The organism is Pseudomonas sp. GW821-FHT01E10 (genome assembly GCF_059422365.1).
In genome coordinates this window covers 78172-99304 of record NZ_JBWKWT010000016.1, presented here as the reverse complement: position 1 = coordinate 99304, position 21133 = coordinate 78172, and the positions used below count along the sequence as shown (strand labels likewise).

General features: G+C 59.2%; 18 protein-coding genes. 10 read left to right on the top strand and 8 right to left on the bottom strand.

What is annotated here, in order from left to right; genetic code table 11:
- Positions 1–199 precede the first annotated feature (199 nt).
- From AC07V0_RS23435 to AC07V0_RS23415, 5 genes are all read right to left on the bottom strand, one after another.
- Positions 200–3010, bottom strand: coding sequence for an FAD-binding and (Fe-S)-binding domain-containing protein (locus AC07V0_RS23435; protein WP_495019963.1), 2811 nt, complete (start codon positions 3008–3010; stop codon positions 200–202).
- Complete coding sequence (locus AC07V0_RS23430) at positions 3007–3678, bottom strand: LutC/YkgG family protein (RefSeq protein WP_019582462.1); 672 nt, start codon at positions 3676–3678, stop codon at positions 3007–3009. The genes AC07V0_RS23435 and AC07V0_RS23430 overlap by 4 nt, the downstream gene beginning before the upstream one ends.
- Positions 3678–5132 carry a LutB/LldF family L-lactate oxidation iron-sulfur protein gene (locus AC07V0_RS23425; protein ID WP_495019962.1) on the bottom strand — a complete coding sequence of 485 codons (1455 nt, stop codon included), beginning with the start codon at positions 5130–5132 and terminating at the stop codon, positions 3678–3680. The genes AC07V0_RS23430 and AC07V0_RS23425 overlap by 1 nt, the downstream gene beginning before the upstream one ends.
- Positions 5129–5953 (bottom strand): (Fe-S)-binding protein, encoded by an 825-nt coding sequence (locus AC07V0_RS23420; RefSeq protein WP_018929467.1) that lies wholly within the window; start codon positions 5951–5953, stop codon positions 5129–5131. Before AC07V0_RS23420 ends, AC07V0_RS23425 begins: the two co-directional genes overlap by 4 nt.
- Positions 5954–6104: 151 nt before the next feature.
- Positions 6105–7796 carry a lactate permease LctP family transporter gene (locus AC07V0_RS23415; protein WP_064616135.1) on the bottom strand — a complete coding sequence of 564 codons (1692 nt, stop codon included), beginning with the start codon at positions 7794–7796 and terminating at the stop codon, positions 6105–6107.
- Positions 7797–8058: 262 nt separating this feature from the next.
- Here AC07V0_RS23415 and AC07V0_RS23410 point away from each other — a divergent pair, with 262 nt between their 5' ends.
- Positions 8059–8826 (top strand): FCD domain-containing protein, encoded by a 768-nt coding sequence (locus AC07V0_RS23410; RefSeq protein WP_064616136.1) that lies wholly within the window; start codon positions 8059–8061, stop codon positions 8824–8826.
- Between the two features lie 138 nt (positions 8827–8964).
- Here the strand turns inward: AC07V0_RS23410 and smpB are convergent, their stop codons facing one another.
- Positions 8965–9447, bottom strand: coding sequence for an SsrA-binding protein SmpB (gene smpB / locus AC07V0_RS23405; RefSeq protein ID WP_018929470.1), 483 nt, complete (start codon positions 9445–9447; stop codon positions 8965–8967).
- A gap of 118 nt (positions 9448–9565) precedes the next feature.
- On the opposite strand from smpB, the gene AC07V0_RS23400 reads away from it, so the two are divergent.
- Genes AC07V0_RS23400 through AC07V0_RS23390 form a run of 3 tightly spaced genes read left to right on the top strand, consistent with a single transcriptional unit; the run spans position 9566 to position 11718 of the window.
- Positions 9566–10969, top strand: a complete 1404-nt coding sequence (locus AC07V0_RS23400) for a sodium-dependent transporter (protein ID WP_019582460.1) — start codon at positions 9566–9568, stop codon at positions 10967–10969.
- A gap of 7 nt (positions 10970–10976) precedes the next feature.
- Entirely contained in the window at positions 10977–11411 is a 435-nt protein-coding gene (locus AC07V0_RS23395; protein WP_007933502.1) for a type II toxin-antitoxin system RatA family toxin, read from the top strand.
- Entirely contained in the window at positions 11404–11718 is a 315-nt protein-coding gene (locus AC07V0_RS23390; RefSeq protein ID WP_495019961.1) for an RnfH family protein, read from the top strand. Before AC07V0_RS23395 ends, AC07V0_RS23390 begins: the two co-directional genes overlap by 8 nt.
- Before the next feature lie 61 nt (positions 11719–11779).
- On the opposite strand, the gene AC07V0_RS23385 is transcribed toward AC07V0_RS23390, so the two are convergent.
- The gene (locus AC07V0_RS23385) at positions 11780–12307 is read right to left on the bottom strand and encodes an outer membrane protein assembly factor BamE (RefSeq protein ID WP_018929473.1); all 528 of its coding nucleotides are present in this window, start codon (positions 12305–12307) and stop codon (positions 11780–11782) included.
- A 97-nt stretch (positions 12308–12404) separates the two neighbouring features.
- Between AC07V0_RS23385 and fur the strand changes: the two genes are divergently transcribed.
- Positions 12405–12809, top strand: a complete 405-nt coding sequence (fur, locus tag AC07V0_RS23380; RefSeq protein WP_003197684.1) for a ferric iron uptake transcriptional regulator — start codon at positions 12405–12407, stop codon at positions 12807–12809.
- A gap of 75 nt (positions 12810–12884) precedes the next feature.
- On the opposite strand, the gene recN is transcribed toward fur, so the two are convergent.
- Positions 12885–14558 (bottom strand): DNA repair protein RecN, encoded by a 1674-nt coding sequence (recN, locus tag AC07V0_RS23375; protein ID WP_018929474.1) that lies wholly within the window; start codon positions 14556–14558, stop codon positions 12885–12887.
- A gap of 241 nt (positions 14559–14799) precedes the next feature.
- Between recN and grpE the strand changes: the two genes are divergently transcribed.
- From grpE to carA, 5 genes are all read left to right on the top strand, one after another.
- A complete protein-coding gene (gene grpE / locus AC07V0_RS23370; RefSeq protein WP_018929475.1) occupies positions 14800–15366 on the top strand; it encodes a nucleotide exchange factor GrpE in 567 nt (188 codons plus the stop codon).
- 102 nt (positions 15367–15468) lie between these two features.
- Entirely contained in the window at positions 15469–17385 is a 1917-nt protein-coding gene (gene dnaK, locus AC07V0_RS23365; protein WP_018929476.1) for a molecular chaperone DnaK, read from the top strand.
- A gap of 297 nt (positions 17386–17682) precedes the next feature.
- A complete protein-coding gene (gene dnaJ, locus AC07V0_RS23360) occupies positions 17683–18807 on the top strand; it encodes a molecular chaperone DnaJ (protein WP_018929477.1) in 1125 nt (374 codons plus the stop codon).
- A 9-nt stretch (positions 18808–18816) separates the two neighbouring features.
- Entirely contained in the window at positions 18817–19623 is an 807-nt protein-coding gene (dapB, locus tag AC07V0_RS23355; protein ID WP_026286671.1) for a 4-hydroxy-tetrahydrodipicolinate reductase, read from the top strand.
- 259 nt (positions 19624–19882) lie between these two features.
- The gene (gene carA / locus AC07V0_RS23350; RefSeq protein ID WP_018929479.1) at positions 19883–21019 is read left to right on the top strand and encodes a glutamine-hydrolyzing carbamoyl-phosphate synthase small subunit; all 1137 of its coding nucleotides are present in this window, start codon (positions 19883–19885) and stop codon (positions 21017–21019) included.
- Positions 21020–21133: the final 114 nt, after the last annotated feature.

Sequence of the window (21133 nt, the reverse complement as noted above, 5' to 3'; positions counted from 1 at the left end):
GGTGGGGATTGGGCCACGCTGATTGGGGCTTAACAAATGGACTGTGACGGCGTGCAAGGGTTCTGTTTTCGCTTGCGAGGGAGTGAAAGATTTTCCGGGAGGAGGGTGCGAAAAAGGGGCAATGACGCCTAACGCACAATCCCTGTGGGAACGGGTTTTTGCATTATGCGTTATTGCCCCTTCTTTTTGTGCTTCGGTGTCAGACCGCTCTGGCCTGGGTCACCCGATCCACCAGATAGACCAGCCCGTGGTAGTCAATTCCACCGTGTTGTGTCAGACCAATCTCACAGGTGCGGCTGGTGGAAATCCCTTCGCTGCATTGCTGTACCGCGTCCTTCAGCGTGCGTAACGAATGGGCGTTTAATTCCGGCGTGGTGAAGCCTTTGTCGCCAGCAAAACCACAGCAGTGAATGCCTTCCGGAATGACCACGTTTTTACTGCATTTGCGCGCCAGATCGATCAACGCCTGGCTCTCGCCTAGATGCTGCGTGCTGCACGAGACGTGCACCGCGATCGGTGCTTCCTGCGGGGTGAAGTCCAGTCGGTCCATCAAATGCGTACGGATGAAACGCACCGGGTCGTACAGGTCCAGTCGTACGTCGCCGAGGTCCTGAACCAGCCGCAGCGTGCAGGGGCTGGTGTCGCAGTAGATCGGGTCGAGCCCGCCGCGGCTGGCGTGCAGCAGTGCGCCGATCAGCTCCTGACGTTTGTGTTCGGCCTGTTCGGCATAGCCCTTGGACGCGAATGGCTGGCCGCAGCAGAGGTTGTCCTGATTGTCTGGAAAGACTACCTGGTAACCGGCCTTTTCCAGCAGGCCACGGGTTTTGTCGTACAGCGACATTTGCTCTTTATCACCCGCCGCCGGGCCCATGACCCGCGACACGCAGGCCGCGAGATACACCACCCGAGGGCGTTCGTCCGATACGCTCGGGCTGAAGCGAATGGCCTTTTCCGGCTGTGGCATGGCGTTGGTCCATTGCGGGACCTGGCCTTTGGACAAGCGGGTCAATGTTGCCGAAAGCTTCGCCAAGCGTGGCGCCCCCAACAGCATCCGCGCACCGTTGGCGACATGCAGGGTGAAGCGCGCGCCTTGTAACGCAGTGGCGAAATTGCCTTCAATCCAGTTGGCGGTTTTCGTATGGGTCGCGTTACGGCCACGGAGCTTTTTCACCAGCTCGCCGGTGTTGATGCCTACAGGGCAACGTTGTGCACACAGGCCTGTGGCGGCGCAGGTATCGATGCCCTGGTATTCGTAGGCTTGCTCCAGTTCGGCGGTGTCTATGCCGGCGCGTTTCTTCGCCTGGATGTCACGCCAGATCACGATGCGCTGGCGTGGGCTCAAGGTCAGGCCTTTCGACGGGCACACCGGTTCGCAGAAACCGCATTCGATGCACTTATCCACAATCTCGTCGGCGGCCGGCAACGGTTTCAAGTGCTTGAGGTGAATCTGTGGATCGTCGCTGAGCACCACGTCCGGGTTGAGAATGCCGTTGGGGTCGAGCAGGCGTTTGAGCTGCCACATCAACTGGTAGGCGTCGCTGCCCCATTCCAGTTCGACGAAGGGCGCCATGTTGCGACCGGTGCCGTGTTCGGCCTTCAGCGAGCCGCCGAACTCCACGGCCACCAACTGCGCCACGTCGTCCATGAACGCCTGGTAGCGTGCGACTTCTTCCGCGCTGTTGAAGCCTTGGGTGAAGACGAAGTGCAGATTGCCTTCCAGGGCGTGTCCGAAAAGGATCGCTTCGTCGTAGTGATGTTTGTCGAACAGCTCGATCAGGCGATTCACGCCGATGGCCAGTTGTTCCACCGGGAAGGTCACGTCTTCGATGATCACCGTGGTGCCGGTTTTGCGCACCGCGCCGACGGCGGGGAAGGTGTCCTTGCGGATCGCCCAGAGCCGGGCGTTTTCCACCGGGTCTTCGGTGAAGTCGACTTGTTTTTCCACTGGGAAGTCGGTCAGCGACGCCATGATCTGCGCCAGTTGTTCCTGCAGCAAAGTGGAGGAGGCCGCGCGGGATTCGATCAACAGAGCGCAGGCATTAGGCGACAGTTGTTGTACGAAAGCCGGCATGCCGGGCTTGTCCTGCACTGAGCGCAGGCTGCGACGGTCCAGCAGTTCCACGGCCGACACTGGTTGGCTTTTCAGGACGGAAACCGCGTTGCAGCAGGTTTCCACGTCCGGGAACACAATCAGCGCCGATGCCTTGTTCGGGTGGTCGATTACTGTGTCGTAGGTCACCGCGCTGATGAACCCCAGCGTGCCTTCGGAACCCACCAGCAAGTGGCTCAAGATATCCACAGGCTCGTCAAAATCCACCAGGGCATTGAGTGACAGCCCGGTGGTATTTTTCAGACGGTATTTGTGGCGAATTTTCGCAGCCAGTTCGGCATTGGCGCGGGTCTCGCGGCCCAGTGTCGCCAGACGCTCCAGCAATTCGGCGTGGCTCTTTCGGAACGCCGCAACACTGCTGGGGTCTTCGGTATCGAGTCGGCTGCCATCGGCCAACACCAGACGAATCCCGGCCAGGGTGTGATAGGTATTTTGCGCTGTGCCGCAGCACATGCCGCTGGCATTGTTGGCGACGATGCCGCCGATTTTGCAGGCATTGATCGACGCCGGATCCGGACCGATCTTGCGTCCGAACGGTGCCAGCCACGCATTGGCCTGGGCGCCGATCACGCCCGGTTGCAGACGGATTTGCGTACCCTGGCCGCGGATCTCGCGACCGTTCCAGTTATCCCCCAGCACGATCAGCACCGAGTCACTGATGGCCTGGCCAGACAGGCTGGTGCCGGCGGCACGGAAGGTCACCGGGACGTGGTCCCGTTGCGCCAGTTTGAGCAGCGCCACTACTTCGTCTTCGGACTCGACGCGGATCACCAGTTTTGGAATCAGCCGGTAGAAACTGGCGTCGGTGCCGAAGGCCAGGGTCGACAGCGGATCGTCGAAACGTCGTGCTTCAGGAATCAGTTGCTGCGCATCGCGCAGAAAAGCCGCCGGTAGACTCATTGGTCCTCCAGGATCAACACCACCAGGTCTTTCGGGCCGTGGGCACCGTAAGCCAGCACTTGCTCGATGTCGGCAGTCTTCGACGGGCCGGACACCAGCAAGGCGTTGGTCGGCATGCCTTGGGCCCATTCGAATTCCTGCTGCACCTGATAGAAGTTGTCGCGGATTTCACTGGCCTTGAGCAGGGCGAAATGCACCGGCGGCACCAGGCTCATCAAGCGCGGTTCTTCCCGCGTCGGCCAGAGAATCAGGCTACCGGTCGCGGCGATCGCGCCTAGGGTAGTGGTCAGGCTTGCCGGGGTGTCGTTGAACAATTCGGCTTTCCATTCCTCGACCGGGCGGTTGTAGGCTTTGAGCGCTGGCAGGCCAGGGTTTTTCGCCCAATGCTCGGTGATGCGTTGCCCGTGGGGCGTCGTCGGCGCAATCAGCAGGCTCGGCAGCTGGCGAGTCTGCAGCAGTTGCGCCAGCAGTTCGGGCCAGCCTTCTTTGGACGTCAGATGGATTTCGGTGTGCACCGCTTCCATCAGTTTGCGCAGTTGCGAAATGCGTTGTTCCGGCGTGTAGGTGTAGGGCTCGGTCACCAGTTCGACATCGAAGTTGTCAGCCACCGGCGTGGTGCCCGTCAGACTGTTGCGCAACTTGGCGAGGATATTTTGCTTGGCGCTCATCAACGGTCCCCTTGTTTGGCCAGATGCTCGCGGGCCATGTCATGCAGTGAGCGGGCCGCGGGTTTCGGTGCGCTGTGGTTCTGGGTCCATGGGCCGACGTTGCTCGGTGTCAGCGCTCGCAGGCGAGTGGCGAGGAAGCCGAACAGGCGATAAAGCGTTGGCGAACTGTTGAGCCTGGCCCAGGCGTTCCAGATAAATCGTTCTTTGCGCGAATACTTGCTGCCCTGACCGCGCATCACTTGATGTGGGCTGTCCGGCGCTTTGACGTTTTCTTCCCGCAGGCGACGCAGCAATGCGGGGATCGGAATTTTTACCGGGCAGACCTCACCGCAGGCGCCGCATAACGACGAGGCACTCGGGTGGTCGGGGACTTTCGCCAGGCCGACCATGTGCGGGGTAATGATTTTTCCGATAGGCCCAGGGTAAACCTCGCCGTAGGCATGACCGCCGATTCGGGTGTAGACCGGGCAATGATTCATACAAGCACCGCAGCGGATGCAGTTCAGGGTCTGGCGCAATTCGCTGTCGGCAAACGCCTGGCTGCGACCGTTGTCGAGCAGCACCAGGTGCACTTCCTGTGGGCCGTCGAGTTCATGTTCCTTGCGCGGGCCGGAGATCATGTTGACGTAGGTGGTGATCGGGATGCCCAGGGCCGAGCGGGTCAGCAGCGACAGGAGTGGAACCACGTCGCGCAGGTTTTCCACGACTTTTTCGATGCCGGTTACGGCGATGTGCACTGGCGGCACCGTGGTGGTCATCCGCCCGTTGCCTTCGTTTTCCACCAGCAGCAAGGTGCCGGTTTCGGCCACGGCGAAGTTGACGCCGGAGACGCCAATGTCGGCTTCGAAGAATTTCTGCCGCAAGACTTTGCGACCGATCTGAATGAGTTGGTCAACGTCCTTGGTGTACTCCACGCCAAGTTTGTCGTGGAACAAGGACGCGACCTGACCGGCATTCTTGTGGATCGCCGGCATAATGATGTGTGAAGGCTTCTCGTGGTCGAGCTGGACGATGTATTCACCCATGTCCGACTCCAGGCATTCAATGCCTTGAGCTTCGAGGACATGGTTCATCTCCATCTCTTCGCTGACCATCGATTTGCCCTTGATCACTTGCCGCCCCTCGTGAGCGCGGATGATCGACAAGACGATGCCATTGGCTTCGTCCACCGTTTCCGCCCAGTGCACTGTCACACCGTTGCGGGTCAGGTTCTGTTCAAGCTGCTCGAGCAGGTCGGGCAGCTTGGATAATGCACGGGCGCGGACCGCATTGCCCAGCGCTCGCAAATGTTCTCTTTCATGGGCATCGCTGAAGGACGCTGCCCGTTTGTTCATCAGTGAATCCATCGCGCTGCGAAAGTTGTTTCGCAATTGCGTGTCAGCCAAAGCCTTGTGAGCCCGGCTGCGAAAATCTTCATCTACGGCGACCGTAGGAATAATCGTGGAGCTGCTCATCGGGCACCTCCGGTACGCTGCCAAAGGAAGCTGGCCAGATGCTGACCGCGCAACGCTTCCTGTTGTTTCTCCAGCGAGCCGTTGATGTTCATCAGGCAACCGCAATCGGCACTGAGTACCTTGTGCGCGCCGGATTCCTTCAACGCACGGGTCTTGTCAGCCACCATCGCACCGGAAATATCCGGCATACGGACGCTGAAAGTCCCACCAAAGCCACAGCATTCACTTTCGTGGCTGTGGTCGACTCGCTCCACGTTGCTCAGCTGCGCCAACAGCTCACGGCCATGCAGGTGGGTGTTCATTTCACGGCGTGCCGAGCACGACGTGTGCAACGCCACTTTCACCGGTTCGCCGCTGTCCTTGAGCTGCACCTTGCAGACAAACAGCAAGAACTCGGCAAGCTCGTAAGTCCGTGCCGCGAGGGCCTGAACCTGTTTCAGCGTTTGCGGCTCGTCCTTGAACAGGTCGGCATAGTGTTCGCGCAACATGCCCGCGCAAGAACCCGACGGCACCACCACCGGATAATCCCCGGCAAACAACGCCAGTTGCGAGCGCGCCACGGTCCGGGCCTGTTCGGTGTAACCCGAGGTGTAGGCCGGTTGCCCGCAGCAGCTTTGCCCTTGCGGGTATTCGACACGAATGCCCTCGCGTTCCAGCAGGTGGATCGCGTCCATCCCGGCTTCGGGGTAGAACAGATCCACCACGCAGGTCCCGAACAGGTACACCCGTGACGGTTTTTCGCTGGGGTATTGCCGAGGTTCAGGCAGTGGCGGGGCGACGCGGGTCGCGTTCGGCACAGCGTTGTAAAAAAGCTCGCTCATCAGGCGTGTCTCCGGGTGGTCCCGGTTATCCGTCCGCTGAGGCTGCTGAATATAGAGAGAGAAGCTTTCAGCAGCCTTGCAGACCCGGTTGTGAATAGCTGACGCCGGGGGCGTAACCCAGCGTCGGTTTTTTCCGTGTGGCGTGTAGTGCTTAGTGCACCAGCATGCCGGTGAACCAGTAAGCCTGAGCCAAGGTGATCAGGCCGACGATCGTTGCAAAGAATAGGCTGTGCTTGAGGGTGAAGCGGAACAGATCCGATTCTTTGCCCACCAGCCCGGTCGCGGCGCAGGCCACGGCGATCGATTGCGGCGAGATCATTTTGCCGGTCACCCCGCCGCTGGTGTTCGCCGCCACCAACAGGGTGTCGTTGACGCCGATCTGGTGCGCGGTGGTCGCTTGCAGCGAACTGAACAGCGCATTGGATGAGGTATCGGAGCCGGTCAGGAACACGCCGAGCCAGCCGAGGAATGGCGAGAAGAATGGGAACGCCGCACCGGTGGCAGCCAATACCAGAGCCATGGTCGACGACATGCCCGAGTAGTTGGTGACGAAGGCGAAGGCCAGCACCATGCCGATGGACAAAATCGGCCAGCGCAGTTCGTAGAACGTCTCTTTTAAAGTGGTCAGACCAGTTTTAATGTTGACCTTGAGCACCAGCATCGAGATCAGTGCGGAGAAGAAAATCGCCGTGCCGGTCGCGGAAACCGGATCGAGTTTGAACACTGCCGGAATCGCTGTCGGGTTGGTTACGATCGGTGCGACCTTGATCACCATTTGATCCAGGTGCGGGATCGCGAAGTTGAACACCCAGCCATACATCGAGCCGCCGGCGGCAAACATCGCCTTGAACGGTTTCAGCGTCCAGATGGTGACCAATACGGTGAGGATCAGGAACGGCGACCAGGCTTTGAAAATTTCTCCCAGGCTGTAGGGCGAAGCCACGGTGGTGCGCGGTTGGCCGAAACCACCGGTGCTGGCCACTACGGAAGCCGAGACTGCGCCGACGATGTGCGCGCCTGCAGCGCGTTTTGGCTGCCAGATTTTCAGGAACAGCGTCAGGGAAATCAGGCTGACCAGCGCCGAGGTGATGTCCGGCAGTTCCGGGCCAATGAAGTTCGAGGTGAAGTATTGGGTGATGGCAAAACTCAAGCCGGCCACCAGCGCAGCTGGCCAGGTTTCCCGAACGCCGCGCAGGCCGTCCATCATGAACACCAGCCAGAACGGCACGAACAGCGACAGCAACGGCAGCTGGCGACCGGTCATGGCGCCGATCTTGAAGGCGTCGATGCCGGTGACTTGCCCGGCGACGATGATCGGAATCCCCAAGGCGCCGAAGGCCACCGGCGCGGTGTTGGCGATCAGGCACAGGCCGGCGGCGTACAGCGGGTTGAAGCCCAGTCCAACCAGCAGTGCGGCGGTAATCGCTACCGGTGCGCCGAAACCGGCGGCACCTTCAAGGAACGCGCCGAAGCAGAAGCCGATCAGCAGCACTTGCAGGCGCTGGTCGTCGGTGATCGACAGCACCGAGCTGCGGATCACTTCGAACTGGCCACTCTTGACCGTCAGTTTGTAGAGGAACACCGCTGCCACGATGATCCACGCAATCGGCCACAGCCCGTAGGCAAAGCCATATCCAGCGGCGGCGAAAGCCATGTCGACCGGCATCTGGAAAGCGAAGATTGCCACGGCAATGGACAACGCCAGGGTGATGCTGCCGGCCACATGGCCTTTGAGGCGGAACACGGCCAAGGCCAGGAAGAAAAATACGATGGGAATGACGGCCGCGAGTGCGGACACGCCGAGACTGCCGAGCGGGCTGTAGAGCTGTTGCCAGGTTTGCATATGGGGTGGCCCCTAATTGTTGTTGGTCAGGCACTGGTCAGCGTTCTTGGATAATTGGTAAGACCAATTTACAATCGCTGTTGGCTAGGGTAAAAGCCTTGGAGGCGGTGTGTCAATTTGCCGCCCTAAAACTTTTGTCGAATGAGCGGTGCAGAACGCATCTGATCTGTTCGATCAAGCGTCGTCTGGTAGGTGCTGGCGCAGCGCCGATAGGCCAGAATAGAGAGCCCGGCGAGCCGCCGGGATCGTGGAGAATTGAGTGATGGGGTTTGATCAGATTCGGCAACGCCGTTTGTCTGACGATATTGTCGAGCAACTCGAGGGGATGATTCTCGAGGGCACCTTGAAGGCTGGCGAACGCCTGCCGGCAGAGCGTGCGTTGGCCGAGCAGTTCGGCGTGTCACGCCCTTCGTTGCGTGAGGCGATTCAGAAACTGGTGGCCAAAGGGCTGCTGGTCAGTCGTCAGGGCGGCGGCAACTATGTGGTGGAATCCCTGGGCTCGACGTTCAGCGATCCATTGCTGCACCTGCTGGAGAGCAACCCCGAGGCCCAGCGCGATTTGCTGGAGTTTCGCCATACCCTGGAAGCGTCCTGCGCTTACTACGCGGCACTGCGCGCCACCGAGGTGGATCGTGAGCGGCTGACGGCGGCGTTTGACGAATTGCAGGACTGCTATTCGCGCCACGATGAAGTGAGTCGGGCGGAAGAGGGCGCGGCGGATGCGAATTTCCACTTGGCTATCGCCGAGGCCAGTCATAACGCAGTGTTGCTGCACACCATTCGCGGGCTGTTCGATCTGCTCAAGCGCAACGTGGTGACCAACATTGGCGGCATGTACAAACAGCGCGTCGAAACCCGTGACATGCTGATTGCGCAGCACCGGGAGTTGTACCAGGCGATTATTGAGGGGCGGGCGGAAGAGGCACGAGAAGTGTCCAGTCGGCACATTTTGTATGTGCAGGAAGTGCTGGAAGAGGTGCGTCAGGAAGTGCAGCGCATGGCTCGGGCGGAGCGACGCAAGGGGATGTAGTGTGTGGCGAGGGAGCTTGCTCCCGCTGGGGCGCGAAGCGGCCCCCCGGCCAGCATTGTGGGCGGATTGTTTACGACTGCTTCGCAGCCGAGCGGGAGCAAGCTCCCTCGCCACAAAAGCCGCGATCAGGCAGGAAAATTAATCTTCCTTGCCCTTGTTCCGCACCGCACGCTGCAATTCACGGCCGGCATCGCGTTCGCGTTCGGTATCACGCTTGTCGTATTCCTTCTTGCCCTTGCCCAGAGCGATCTCGCACTTGACCATGTGCTTGCTCCAGTACCAGGACAGGCATACGCAGGCGTAACCTTTTTGCTGCACGGCAGCGGCCAGCTTCTCCAGCTCGCGCCGATTGAGCAGCAATTTTCGGGTGCGGGTCGGATCAGCGATAACGTGGGTGCTGGCCGTCGTCAGAGGCGTAATGTGGCTGCCGAGCAGCCAGGCTTCGCCATCTTTGAGCAGTACGTAACTGTCAACCAGTTGCAGCTTGCTTGCCCGCAGACTTTTTACTTCCCAGCCGGCCAGGACCAGACCAGCCTCGAACCGATGTTCGATGAAGTAATCGTGTCGCGCCTTTTTATTTTGCGCGATGGTCCCTGTTGGGTGTTTCTTCTGTTTAGCCATAGGGGCGGCATTATAGGGAGTTGCGCGCGAGTCGGCTACGGTGACGCTACGTGCTTGAGCAGGTTGATTGAATCCCGGACAATGCGGCCTCTTTTTTGAACGCTTGGGCGTGATAACGATGTCGACAGACAAGGTTTCTGTCCACGGCAGTTGGGCTAGCCGCTGGGTCTTCATACTCGCCGCGACCGGTTCGGCCGTGGGTTTGGGGAGTATCTGGAAATTCCCTTATATGGTTGGCGTCTATGGCGGCGGGGCCTTCGTGCTGATGTTCCTGGCCTGCATCGCGCTGATCGGTATGCCCGTCATGCTGGCCGAAACCCTGATCGGCCGGCGCGCGCGGCAGAGCCCGGCCAATGCCTTGAAGGTTCTGGCGCTGGACGCGGGGCATTCGGCGAAGTGGTCCTGGGGCGCCTTTGCCGGGATGATCACGGCGTTGCTGATTCTGTCTTTCTATAGTGTGGTTGGCGGTTGGTCGCTGGATTACATCATCGACATGGGCCGTGGCGACTTTCGGGGCGTGACGGCTGATCAGGTCGGCGCATACTTCGGTAATGTGATCGCCGACCCATGGCGCCTGACACTTTGGCACACGATTTTCATGCTGTTGTCGGCAGTGGTGATCGCCAAGGGGGTGGTCGCCGGGCTGGAGCGCAGCCTGCGGATCATGATGCCGTTGCTGTTCGTGATGGTGATTGTCCTGCTGGGTTACAGCATGACCACCGGCCACTTCATGGAGGGCGTGCATTTCATGTTCGACTTCCACCCGGACAAGGTGCTTGATGGCTTGCTGCCGGCCATGGGGCACGCGTTCTTCTCTCTGAGCGTGGGTGTCGGCTCGATCATGATCTACGGCGCCTACATGCCGAAGCACTCGTCGATTTCCGGAACCGTCGTCGGTGTGGCGTTGCTCGACACCTTCGTTTCGCTGTTGGCCGGTCTGGCATTGTTTCCGATTGTGTTCGCTGCCGGCCTGAACCCGAGCGAAGGCCCAGGCCTGATGTTCGTCAGCCTGCCATTCGCCTTCGGTAACGTAGCGTTCGGCCAGTTGATGGGCGTAGTGTTCTTCGTACTGGTGGCGATTGCGGCCTGGAGTTCGGCGATTTCCCTGCTCGAACCGATGGTGGCTTACCTGGTTGAACGCACGAAAATCAGCCGCGCCTGGGTCACCTTCTGGCTGGCATTCACCTGCTGGTTCGTGGGCCTGGGTACCGTGTTTTCTTTCAATATCTGGAAGGAAGCCAAGTTTTTCGTGAACGAAGGCGGGATGTTCCATCTCTACCAATGGGGGGCGGCCGGAGGCCTGGACTTCTTTGGTGTGATCGACTTCTTCACCTCGCGGATCATGCTGCCACTCGGTGGTTTGTGTTTCGTGGTGTTTGCGGGCTGGGTGATGGGGCGTGAAGCGGTGCGCGACGAGTTGTCGATCCGCAGCCCAGTACTGTTCGCCCTGTCCCTGTTTTTGATGCGCTATGTGGCGCCCATCGGCATTCTTGTAGTGTTTGCCGCACAGCTGTGGAAGTAACGCTGACATGACGACACACATTCAACGTTCGGCCCTGCTGCCGTATCCGGCGCAAGCGCTTTACGACCTGGTCAACGACGTGGCCCGCTATCCGGAATTCCTGCCGTGGTGCTCATCGACCGAAATTCTGGAAAGCTCTCCCGAGTTCATGCGCGCCAGCGTCGGTGTGGCCAAGGGTGGGCTTAGTCAGCATTTCGTAACGCGTAATACCCTGGTGCCCGGGCGTTCGATCGAAATGAACCTCGAGGAAGGTCCGTTCAGCCAGTTGCACGGCGTCTGGGTGTTCAAACCGTTGGGCGAGAAGGCCTGCAAGATCAGTCTGGACCTGTCGTTCGACTACTCCGGGCCGCTGGTGCGTGCGACGTTGGGGCCTTTGTTTAATCAGGCGGCGAATACGTTGATGGACGCATTCTGCCAGCGTGCGAAGCAAATGCATGGTTGAGGCCGTGATCAAGGTCGAGGTGGTGTATGCCGCCGTTGATCGTCAGGTGCTGCTGAGCGTAACGGTGCCGGTGGGTGCGACGGTGCGGGATGCGTTGTTCAAATCGGGCCTGAATGACGAATTCCCGGAGCTTGATCTGGCCAGTTGCCCGGTCGGGATCTTTGGCAAAGTGATCGCTGATCCGGCCACTCGCCAGGTTCAGGAAGGGGATCGCATCGAGGTTTACCGGCCGTTGCTCGCCGATCCAAAAGAAGTTCGGCGGTTGCGTGCAGCCAAGGCGGCCGAGGCCAAAGCCCGGAATCAGTGATTCGATTAAACGCCAGACAATAAAAACCCCGGACATGCCGGGGTTTTTATTGCGTCGCAAATTATTGCGGCGAGGTTTCCAGCGGTTCTGGAGTCGGGACCGGGACAGTTTCTACGTTGTCCACGTCCTTCTGGATCTGGTCCAGCAGCGAGCCTGGCTTGACCGGTTTTTCTGGCTTCGGCTTCTCGGCGTTTCCTGCCGGCGCGGTCACGGTAGTGCCGCTGTCCTTGCCGAGAATGGCCTCGTCGCGGCTCACGCCTGGCATGAAATCGCCAGAGAGGCTGACAAGTTGGTCATTTGGGTTGAAGATAACGCTAATGCGTTCCTGTTGGCGTTCACCGCCACCGGGTTGCAGGCTATACAGGTAATCCCAGCGATCGGCATGGAACGTGTCGGTCAACAGAGGGTTGCCCATGATAAACCGTACTTGCCGACGGGTCATTCCCGGGCGCAACTGGTCTATCATGTCCTGCGTGACGACATTGCCCTGCTGGATGTCGATTTTGTAAACCCCGGGGAATGAACAACCGGCGAGTGCGAGCAGTCCCACAAAGGTGAAACTGGTTAGCAAGAGCTTGGTGTTTTGCATCGGTGGGCGACTTCCACTATCTTGGCTGGGACAACGTAAACGCCGATCATACCCGCATTAAGAGAAGCTGCGAAGCAGCATCGCGAGAAAGCTGACCATGGTTGAAAATAGCGAACTACGCAAAGCCGGCCTCAAAGTGACCCTTCCACGGGTCAAAATTCTGCAAATGCTCGATTCCGCCGAGCAACGCCACATGAGTGCCGAGGACGTCTACAAAGCACTGATGGAGGCTGGTGAGGACGTCGGTCTGGCCACGGTTTACCGTGTTCTGACCCAGTTCGAGGCAGCTGGCCTTGTGGTGCGGCACAACTTCGACGGAGGCCATGCGGTCTTCGAACTGGACGACGGCAAGCATCACGACCATATGGTCAACGTCGAGACCAGTGAAGTGATCGAATTCTTCGACGAAGAAATCGAGCGGCTGCAGAAAGCAATCGTCGACAAGTATGGCTTCGAGATGGTCGATCACAATCTTGTACTGTACGTGCGCAAGAAAAAGTAAGCATGTCGCGCGAACTTCAGGTTCGCGAAACGAACGAAGGCGACCTCAGGGTCGCCTTCGTGCTTTCTGCCCTTCTTAGATTTTCGCGGTAACAACCATTTTCTTCGCGTGAGCCAGGGACTCCTTGGTGAGGTCGATGCCGCCGAGCATCCGTGCCACTTCTTCGACACGATCATTCTTGCTCAGCTTGGAGACGGCTGTGTGCGTGGCATCTTCACCGCGGACCTTGTGCACAAATAGATGTTGATGCCCCTGCGCCGCCACTTGCGGCAAGTGCGTCACGGTCAGAACCTGCCCGCGCTCCCCGAGGCGTCGCAGCAACTGGCCGACAATCTCGGCGGTCGGGCCGCCAATACCTACGTCCACTTCGTCGAACACCAGCGTCGGTACGCGGGAGGTCTGTGCGGTGATCACCTGAATCGCCAGGCTTATACGCGACAGCTCGCCCCCCGATGCCACTTTTGCCAGGGCTTTCAGCGGTTGCCCTGGGTTGGCGCTCACCAGCAGTTCCACTTGTTCTAGCCCGTTGGGCAGCAGTTCATCGCTGCTGTTGGGGCGCAGTTCGATGGTGAAGCGGCCGCCGGGCATGCCCAGGCGCTGGATTTCCTGCTCCACGGCGCTGGCCAGGCTGCTCGATGCTTGATGGCGCAGGTCGCTCAATTCCCGAGCCTTCTCCTGATAATGACGGGCGTAGGAGGCCAGCTCATCGCCCAGGCGTTCGATGGATTCATCGTTGGCATTCAGGGTTTCGATTTCGTCGAGTAGCTTCTGTTGCATCTCGGCGACCTCGGTCGGCTGGATGCGGTGTTTGCGAGCCAGGGTGTAGATCGCATCGAGGCGCTCTTCCAGGTATTGAAGGCGTGCCGGGTCTGCGTCGAAATTGTCGAGAAAACGGTTCAATTCGCCCACCGCTTCTTCAACCTGAATCTGCGCGCTGGTCAGCAGGTTGCTGGCTTCACCCAGGGCGCCGATCGAATTGTTCACGCTCGATAGGCGATTGAGGCTGGCGGTCAGTGCGTTCAATACATTGCCGGAATCACTTTCGCTGCATTGTTCGACCACTTGCCGACAAATGCCCAGCAAGGTTTCGGCGTTGGTCAGGTTCTTGTGTTCCTGCTCCAGTTGCTCCAGCTCGCTTTCGCCGAGGCCGAGGTTTTCCAGTTCTTCGAGTTGATAGCTGAGCAACTGATGACGAGCGCGCTGTTCGTCGCCGGAGTTGGAGAGGCGTTCCAGCTCCTGACGGGTCTGGCGCCAGCGTTGGGCGGCCAGTTGCACCTGACGGGCAAGGTCCGTGGCGCCGGCGTACTCGTCGAGCAGGCGGCGATGGGTATCGGTTTTGAGCAGGGATTGGTGTTCGTGCTGGCTGTGGATATCGATCAGCAACTCGCCCAGGGCCTTCAGGTCGCCGAGAGGGCAGGGGGTGCCATTGATATAGCCGCGCGAACGCCCTTCAGCGGTGATCACGCGGCGCAGAATGCACGGGCCGTCGTTCTCGAGGTCGCGTTCGGCCAGCCAGGCGCTGGCTTCAGGGATGTCGATCAGGTCGAAGGTGGCCAGGATGTCGGCCTTGTCGGCCCCCGGGCGGACTACGCCGCTGTCGGCGCGATCGCCCAGGGTCAGGCCGAGGGCGTCGAGCATGATCGACTTGCCGGCGCCGGTTTCCCCTGTGATCACGCTCATCCCGCGATCGAGTTCGAGATCGAGATGTTCAACGATGGCGTAGTTGTGTACGGACAGGTGCACCAGCATGAAGGCCGCTCCCAGGCTTTAGGTCTGGTTATTTATACAGTGTTTTGTTTCTGGCTGACAATGCCCCCGCTTAGGTCGATTTGCTTGATTGAAAGAAATCCTTAGTGCGCCTGGGAATGACAAAGCAGTTGTTTTTTGTAGGGTTAATCATCGGATAGCCCTTGAAGCTGAATTTTGCGACCCCATATACCGGGGCAGAAGCGTGAGTTGAGCTCGCGGACGATATTGGAAGGAGAAATCTATGGCTGACGAACAGACAGTGGATACGCAAAATCTAGACGCCAACCAGACCCCCGAGGCTTCGGGTGAAGACCTGGCGGCTCGTGTACAAGTGCTCGAAGAGCAATTGGCTGGTGCGCAGGATCAGGCTTTGCGTGTAGCCGCCGATCTGCAGAACGTCCGCCGTCGTGCCGATCAGGACGTTGAAAAGGCTCACAAGTTCGCCCTGGAAAAATTCGCAGGCGACCTGCTGCCGATCATTGACAGCCTGGAGCGCGGCCTGGAGCTGTCCAGCCCTGACGACGAAAACATTCGTTCGATGCGCGAAGGGATCGAGCTGACCCTGAAAATGTTCCAGGACACCCTGAAGCGCTATCACCTGGAAGCCATCGATCCTGAAGGCGAACCTTTCAATGCCTCGCATCATCAGGCGATGGCCATGCAGGAAAGCGCCGACGTCGAGCCAAACAGCGTGCTCAAGGTGTTTCAGAAGGGCTATCAGCTCCACGGTCGCCTGCTGCGCCCGGCCATGGTCGTGGTCAGCAAGGCACCTGCACCGGTTTCGCCTTCGATTGACGAGCAGGCTTGAAATTAGCCGCAAGGCCCCCATTTAGAAGTCAAGCGTTTAAGTGCTACCGCAGTCAGCCACCACTACTGCGGCATCCAAATCCAAAGTTTCGGGAGAGTGAACATGGGCAAAATTATCGGTATCGACCTGGGGACTACCAACTCCTGCGTCTCCGTGCTGGAAAACGGCAAGGCCAAAGTTATTGAAAACGCTGAAGGCGCGCGTACCACGCCGTCGATCATCGCTTATGCCAACGATGGCGAAATCCTGGTTGGCCAGTCGGCCAAGCGTCAGGCAGTGACCAATCCGCATAACACCCTGTACGCGGTGAAGCGTCTGATCGGTCGTCGTTTCGACGAAGAAGTCGTACAGAAAGACATCCAGATGGTCCCTTACAAGATCGTCAAGGCTGACAACAGCGACGCCTGGGTTGAAGTGAACGGCCAGAAAATGGCACCGCCACAAATCTCGGCTGAAATTCTGAAGAAAATGAAGAAGACCGCCGAAGACTACCTCGGCGAGCCTGTGACCGAAGCGGTGATCACCGTTCCGGCCTACTTCAACGACAGCCAGCGTCAAGCCACCAAAGACGCCGGCCGCATCGCGGGCCTGGACGTAAAACGCATCATCAACGAACCAACCGCAGCCGCACTGGCCTACGGTATGGACAAGGCCAAGGGCGATCACACTGTGATCGTTTACGACTTGGGTGGCGGTACTTTCGACGTTTCCGTTATCGAGATCGCTGAAGTCGATGGCGAGCACCAGTTCGAAGTGTTGGCCACCAACGGCGACACCTTCCTGGGCGGTGAAGACTTTGACATTCGCCTGATCGACTACCTCGTCGACGAATTCAAGAAAGAAAGCGGCATGAACCTCAAGGGTGATCCGCTGGCCATGCAACGCCTGAAAGAAGCTGCCGAGAAAGCCAAGATCGAACTGTCCTCGAGCCAGTCGACCGACGTGAACCTGCCGTACATCACTGCAGACGCTACCGGTCCTAAGCACTTGAACGTGAAAATCTCCCGCGCCAAGCTCGAAGCGCTGGTGGAAGACCTGGTTCAGCGCACCATCGAACCTTGCCGCATCGCGATGAAAGACGCCGGTATCGATGTCAGCAAGATCGACGACGTGATTCTGGTCGGCGGTCAGACCCGTATGCCGATGGTGCAGAAAGCTGTTTCCGACTTCTTCGGTAAAGAAGCTCGTAAAGACGTTAACCCGGACGAAGCTGTTGCCATGGGTGCTGCGATCCAGGGCGCTGTATTGGCCGGTGACGTGAAAGACGTTCTGCTGCTCGACGTCAGCCCGCTGACCCTGGGTATCGAAACCATGGGTGGCGTGATGACTGCGCTGATCGAGAAAAACACCACGATTCCTACCAAGAAATCGCAAGTGTTCTCGACCGCTGACGACAACCAGAGCGCCGTGACCATTCACGTGCTGCAAGGTGAGCGTAAGCAAGCCGCACAGAACAAGTCCCTGGGCAAGTTCGATCTGGCCGAGATTCCACCGGCTCCACGTGGCGTGCCACAAATCGAAGTGACCTTCGACATCGACGCCAACGGCATTCTGCACGTAGGCGCCAAAGACAAGGCTACCGGCAAGACTCAGTCGATCGTGATCAAGGCCAACTCCGGTCTGTCCGAGGACGAAATTCAGCAGATGGTTCGCGACGCTGAACTGAATGCTGAAGAAGACCGCAAGTTCGAAGAGCTGGCGAGCGCTCGTAACCAGGGTGACGCACTGGTTCACTCGACTCGCAAAATGGTCGCTGATGCTGGCGACAAGGTGAGCGCTGAAGAGAAGACTGCAATCGAAGCGGCAGTCGTTGCCCTGGAGGCCGCTGTTAAAGGCGACGACAAGGCTGCGATCGAAGCCAAGGTTGAAGAGCTGTCCAAGGTCTCCGCGCCAGTGGCTCAGAAAATGTATGCCGAGCAGGCTCAGCCAGCTGAAGGCGCGGCACCGAAAGGCGAAGCGGCTGAAAAAGCTGACGACGTCGTCGACGCTGAGTTCGAAGAAGTTAAAGACCACAAGTAAGTTGTTGGTCGCCCGGTTGACTGCCTTCAGGCGGTGACTGGTAGGATGTCGCCGCGCGGGAGCTTGCTCCCGCGTTGGCGTGTCTGGAGTTAGCGAATTTTTACAGCATGCGACAACGCTCGCGTGTTGGTGGCATGGCCGGGGATGCTCCTGCTTTCCGCGCCGAAAGTGCCGCATCGAATCAAAGACCAGGATCGTTGAATTGACGTGAGTTGGGTCCGGGCCTGTATTGGGGCTCAACGAGTTTGACGAGGCTCAGGAGAGGTTTGTCGAACGTCCTTAAGAGTGCAAAGACTTATGGCAAAGCGTGACTATTACGAAGTATTGGGTGTTGAGCGTGGCTCAAGCGAAGCAGACCTGAAAAAGGCCTACCGCCGCCTGGCGATGAAGCACCACCCGGACCGTAATCCCGATGACAAAGCGTCGGAAGATATGTTCAAGGAGGCCAACGAGGCCTACGAAGTGCTGTCCGATTCCAGCAAGCGCGCGGCCTATGACCAATACGGTCATGCCGGTGTCGACCCGAGCATGGGTGGCGGCGGTGCCGGTTTTGGTGGCCAGAACTTCTCCGATATCTTTGGCGATGTCTTCAGTGACTTCTTCGGTGGCGGTCGCGGCGGCTCCCGTGGCGGCGCGCAGCGTGGCAGCGACCTGCGTTACACGCTGGAGTTGAACCTGGAAGAAGCGGTGCGCGGCACAACCGTGAATATCCGTGTTCCGACACTGGTCAACTGCAAGCCGTGTGATGGCTCGGGCGCCAAGAAAGGCTCCTCGCCGGTCACCTGCCCGACGTGTGGCGGTATCGGTCAGGTACGCATGCAGCAAGGCTTCTTCTCGGTGCAGCAGACCTGCCCGCGTTGCCATGGCCAGGGCAAGATCATTTCCGATCCGTGCGATTCCTGCCACGGCGAAGGTCGTGTCGAAGAGTACAAGACGCTTTCCGTCAAAGTGCCGGCCGGTGTCGATACCGGTGACCGTATTCGTCTGTCCGGCGAAGGCGAAGCAGGCGCGCAGGGTGGTCCGACCGGCGATCTGTACGTGGTGATCAATGTGCGTGAGCACGCGATCTTCCAGCGTGATGGCAAGCACCTGTTCTGCGAAGTGCCGATCAGCTTCGTCGACGCAGCGTTGGGCGGCGAGCTGGAGATTCCGACCCTTGATGGTCGGGTCAAGCTGAAGATCCCTGAGGGGACTCAGACCGGCAAGCAGTTCCGTGTTCGCGGCAAAGGCGTTGCGCCGGTTCGTGGCGGCGGCGCTGGCGACCTGATGTGCCGTGTGGCGGTCGAAACCCCGGTCAACCTGGGTCGTCGCCAGCGCGAATTGCTGGAAGAGTTCCGCAGCTCCCTGGCGGACGACAACAGTCATTCGCCGAAAACCACTGGTTGGTTCGAAGGCGTGAAGCGCTTCTTCGGCGATTTGTAAGGAGTGAGCATGCGACGTATAGCTGTGATGGGTGCCGCCGGCCGCATGGGCAAGATCCTGGTCGAGGCGGTGCAGCAGCGCGCGCCGCTGACCGGTCTGACCGCCGCCATCGTGCGTCCCGGCAGTACGCTGATTGGCGTGGATGCCGGCGAGCTGGCCTCGTTGGGGCGTATTGGTGTGCCGCTGTCCGGTAGTCTGGATTCGGTGGCCGATGAGTTCGACGTGTTGATCGACTTCACGCTCCCGGAAGTCATGCTGAAAAACCTGGCTTTCTGCCGTAAGGCGGGCAAGGCCATGGTGATCGGCACGACAGGATTGGACGCTGCGCAGAAGCAGTTGCTGGCCGAGGCGGGCAAGGATATTCCTATCGTGTTCGCGGCCAATTTCAGCGTCGGTGTAAACCTGTCGCTGAAGCTTCTCGACATGGCTGCGCGCGTGCTGGGTGATGATGCGGATATCGAAATCATCGAGGCTCACCATCGGCACAAGATCGATGCGCCTTCGGGCACGGCGCTGCGCATGGGTGAAGTAATCGCCAATGCGCTGGATCGTGATCTGCAGAAGGTTGCGGTCTATGGGCGTGAAGGTCACACCGGTGCGCGTGAGCGTGAAACGATCGGCTTTGCGACTGTTCGCGGTGGTGATGTGGTCGGTGATCATACGGTGCTGTTCGCCTGCGAGGGCGAGCGACTGGAAATCACGCACAAGGCATCCAGTCGTATGACCTTCGCCAAGGGTGCGGTACGTGCGGCTTTGTGGCTGGACGGTCGTGAGCCAGGCCTCTACGACATGCAAGACGTGCTCGACCTGCGTTAAGATGCAGCCGAAACCGGGTTCAAACATAGCCTTTGAGCCCGGTTTTAAACCGCCAAGCGACGTCCTGTCGCATTCTCCGGCCTTTAGGGCTCATTGGCGGTAGACCAAAAATGCCTTTTTCTGTAAGCTACAGCTTTAGTGTGTCCACTAAAAGCGCGCAGAATAATTCGATGAAGAAGCGGGGTGACGTGTCCATACGTCACTCCGCTTTTTTACAACCTGCGATCGCCCTTTCAGGCTTTATTTACGGGAGGTCTTCTTGACTAAGCCAGCCATACTCGCCCTTGCTGATGGCAGCATTTTTCGCGGCGAAGCCATTGGAGCCGACGGACAAACCGTTGGTGAGGTGGTGTTCAACACCGCAATGACCGGCTATCAGGAAATCCTTACCGATCCTTCCTACGCCCAACAGATCGTTACCCTGACTTACCCGCACATCGGCAACACTGGTACTACGCCGGAAGACGCCGAGTCCGATCGCGTCTGGTCCGCTGGCCTGGTCATCCGTGACCTGCCACTGGTTGCGAGCAACTGGCGCAACACGATGTCTCTGTCCGACTACCTGAAAGCCAATAATGTCGTGGCAATCGCCGGTATCGACACTCGTCGCCTGACACGCATCCTGCGTGAGAAAGGCGCGCAGAACGGCTGCATCATGGCCGGTGACAACATTTCCGAAGAAGCCGCCATCGCCGCTGCCCAGGGCTTCCCTGGCCTCAAAGGCATGGACCTGGCGAAAGTCGTCAGCACCAAAGAGAAGTACGAGTGGCGCTCGACTGTCTGGGACTTGAAGACCGACAGCCACGCGACCATCGACGCTTCCGATCTGCCATATCACGTGGTTGCCTACGACTACGGCGTCAAGCTGAACATCCTGCGCATGCTGGTCGAGCGCGGTTGCCGCGTGACCGTGGTGCCAGCTCAAACGCCGGCGGCTGACGTTCTGGCTCTGAAGCCGGACGGCGTGTTCCTGTCCAACGGCCCGGGTGACCCTGAGCCATGCGATTACGCGATCCAGGCCATTAAAGACGTGCTGGAAACCGAGATCCCGGTATTCGGTATCTGCCTCGGCCACCAACTGCTGGCTCTGGCCTCCGGCGCCAAGACCCTGAAAATGGGCCACGGCCACCACGGTGCAAACCACCCGGTTCAGGATCTGGACAGCGGTGTGGTGATGATCACCAGCCAGAACCACGGTTTTGCGGTAGACGAAGCGACCCTGCCAGGCAACGTTCGGGCGATCCACAAATCGCTGTTCGACGGCACCCTGCAAGGTATCGAGCGTACCGACAAGAGCGCCTTCAGCTTCCAGGGTCACCCTGAAGCCAGCCCTGGCCCGAACGACGTAGCGCCACTGTTTGATCGCTTCATCAACGAAATGGCCAAGCGACGCTAATCGCTCGCCCTGATGTAGCGAAGCCTGGGGGCGGTCCCGAAACCGGCGGCCCCCTCAAGGCTTCAGAGATTGAACAAGACGGCTTGCCGACTGACCTGCGGATTTGAGTGACAA

What these genes read in the sequence shown, in the direction of transcription:
- AC07V0_RS23435 (WP_495019963.1), bottom strand. Translation starts at nt 3,010, where the DNA reads ATGAGTCTACCGGCGGCTTTTCTGCGCGATGCGCAGCAACTGATTCCT.
- AC07V0_RS23430 (WP_019582462.1), bottom strand. Translation starts at nt 3,678, where the DNA reads ATGAGCGCCAAGCAAAATATCCTCGCCAAGTTGCGCAACAGTCTGACG.
- AC07V0_RS23425 (WP_495019962.1), bottom strand. Translation starts at nt 5,132, where the DNA reads ATGAGCAGCTCCACGATTATTCCTACGGTCGCCGTAGATGAAGATTTT.
- AC07V0_RS23420 (WP_018929467.1), bottom strand. Translation starts at nt 5,953, where the DNA reads ATGAGCGAGCTTTTTTACAACGCTGTGCCGAACGCGACCCGCGTCGCC.
- AC07V0_RS23415 (WP_064616135.1), bottom strand. Translation starts at nt 7,796, where the DNA reads ATGCAAACCTGGCAACAGCTCTACAGCCCGCTCGGCAGTCTCGGCGTG.
- AC07V0_RS23410 (WP_064616136.1), top strand. Translation starts at nt 8,059, where the DNA reads ATGGGGTTTGATCAGATTCGGCAACGCCGTTTGTCTGACGATATTGTC.
- smpB (WP_018929470.1), bottom strand. Translation starts at nt 9,447, where the DNA reads ATGGCTAAACAGAAGAAACACCCAACAGGGACCATCGCGCAAAATAAA.
- AC07V0_RS23400 (WP_019582460.1), top strand. Translation starts at nt 9,566, where the DNA reads ATGTCGACAGACAAGGTTTCTGTCCACGGCAGTTGGGCTAGCCGCTGG.
- AC07V0_RS23395 (WP_007933502.1), top strand. Translation starts at nt 10,977, where the DNA reads ATGACGACACACATTCAACGTTCGGCCCTGCTGCCGTATCCGGCGCAA.
- AC07V0_RS23390 (WP_495019961.1), top strand. Translation starts at nt 11,404, where the DNA reads ATGGTTGAGGCCGTGATCAAGGTCGAGGTGGTGTATGCCGCCGTTGAT.
- AC07V0_RS23385 (WP_018929473.1), bottom strand. Translation starts at nt 12,307, where the DNA reads ATGCAAAACACCAAGCTCTTGCTAACCAGTTTCACCTTTGTGGGACTG.
- fur (WP_003197684.1), top strand. Translation starts at nt 12,405, where the DNA reads ATGGTTGAAAATAGCGAACTACGCAAAGCCGGCCTCAAAGTGACCCTT.
- recN (WP_018929474.1), bottom strand. Translation starts at nt 14,558, where the DNA reads ATGCTGGTGCACCTGTCCGTACACAACTACGCCATCGTTGAACATCTC.
- grpE (WP_018929475.1), top strand. Translation starts at nt 14,800, where the DNA reads ATGGCTGACGAACAGACAGTGGATACGCAAAATCTAGACGCCAACCAG.
- dnaK (WP_018929476.1), top strand. Translation starts at nt 15,469, where the DNA reads ATGGGCAAAATTATCGGTATCGACCTGGGGACTACCAACTCCTGCGTC.
- dnaJ (WP_018929477.1), top strand. Translation starts at nt 17,683, where the DNA reads ATGGCAAAGCGTGACTATTACGAAGTATTGGGTGTTGAGCGTGGCTCA.
- dapB (WP_026286671.1), top strand. Translation starts at nt 18,817, where the DNA reads ATGCGACGTATAGCTGTGATGGGTGCCGCCGGCCGCATGGGCAAGATC.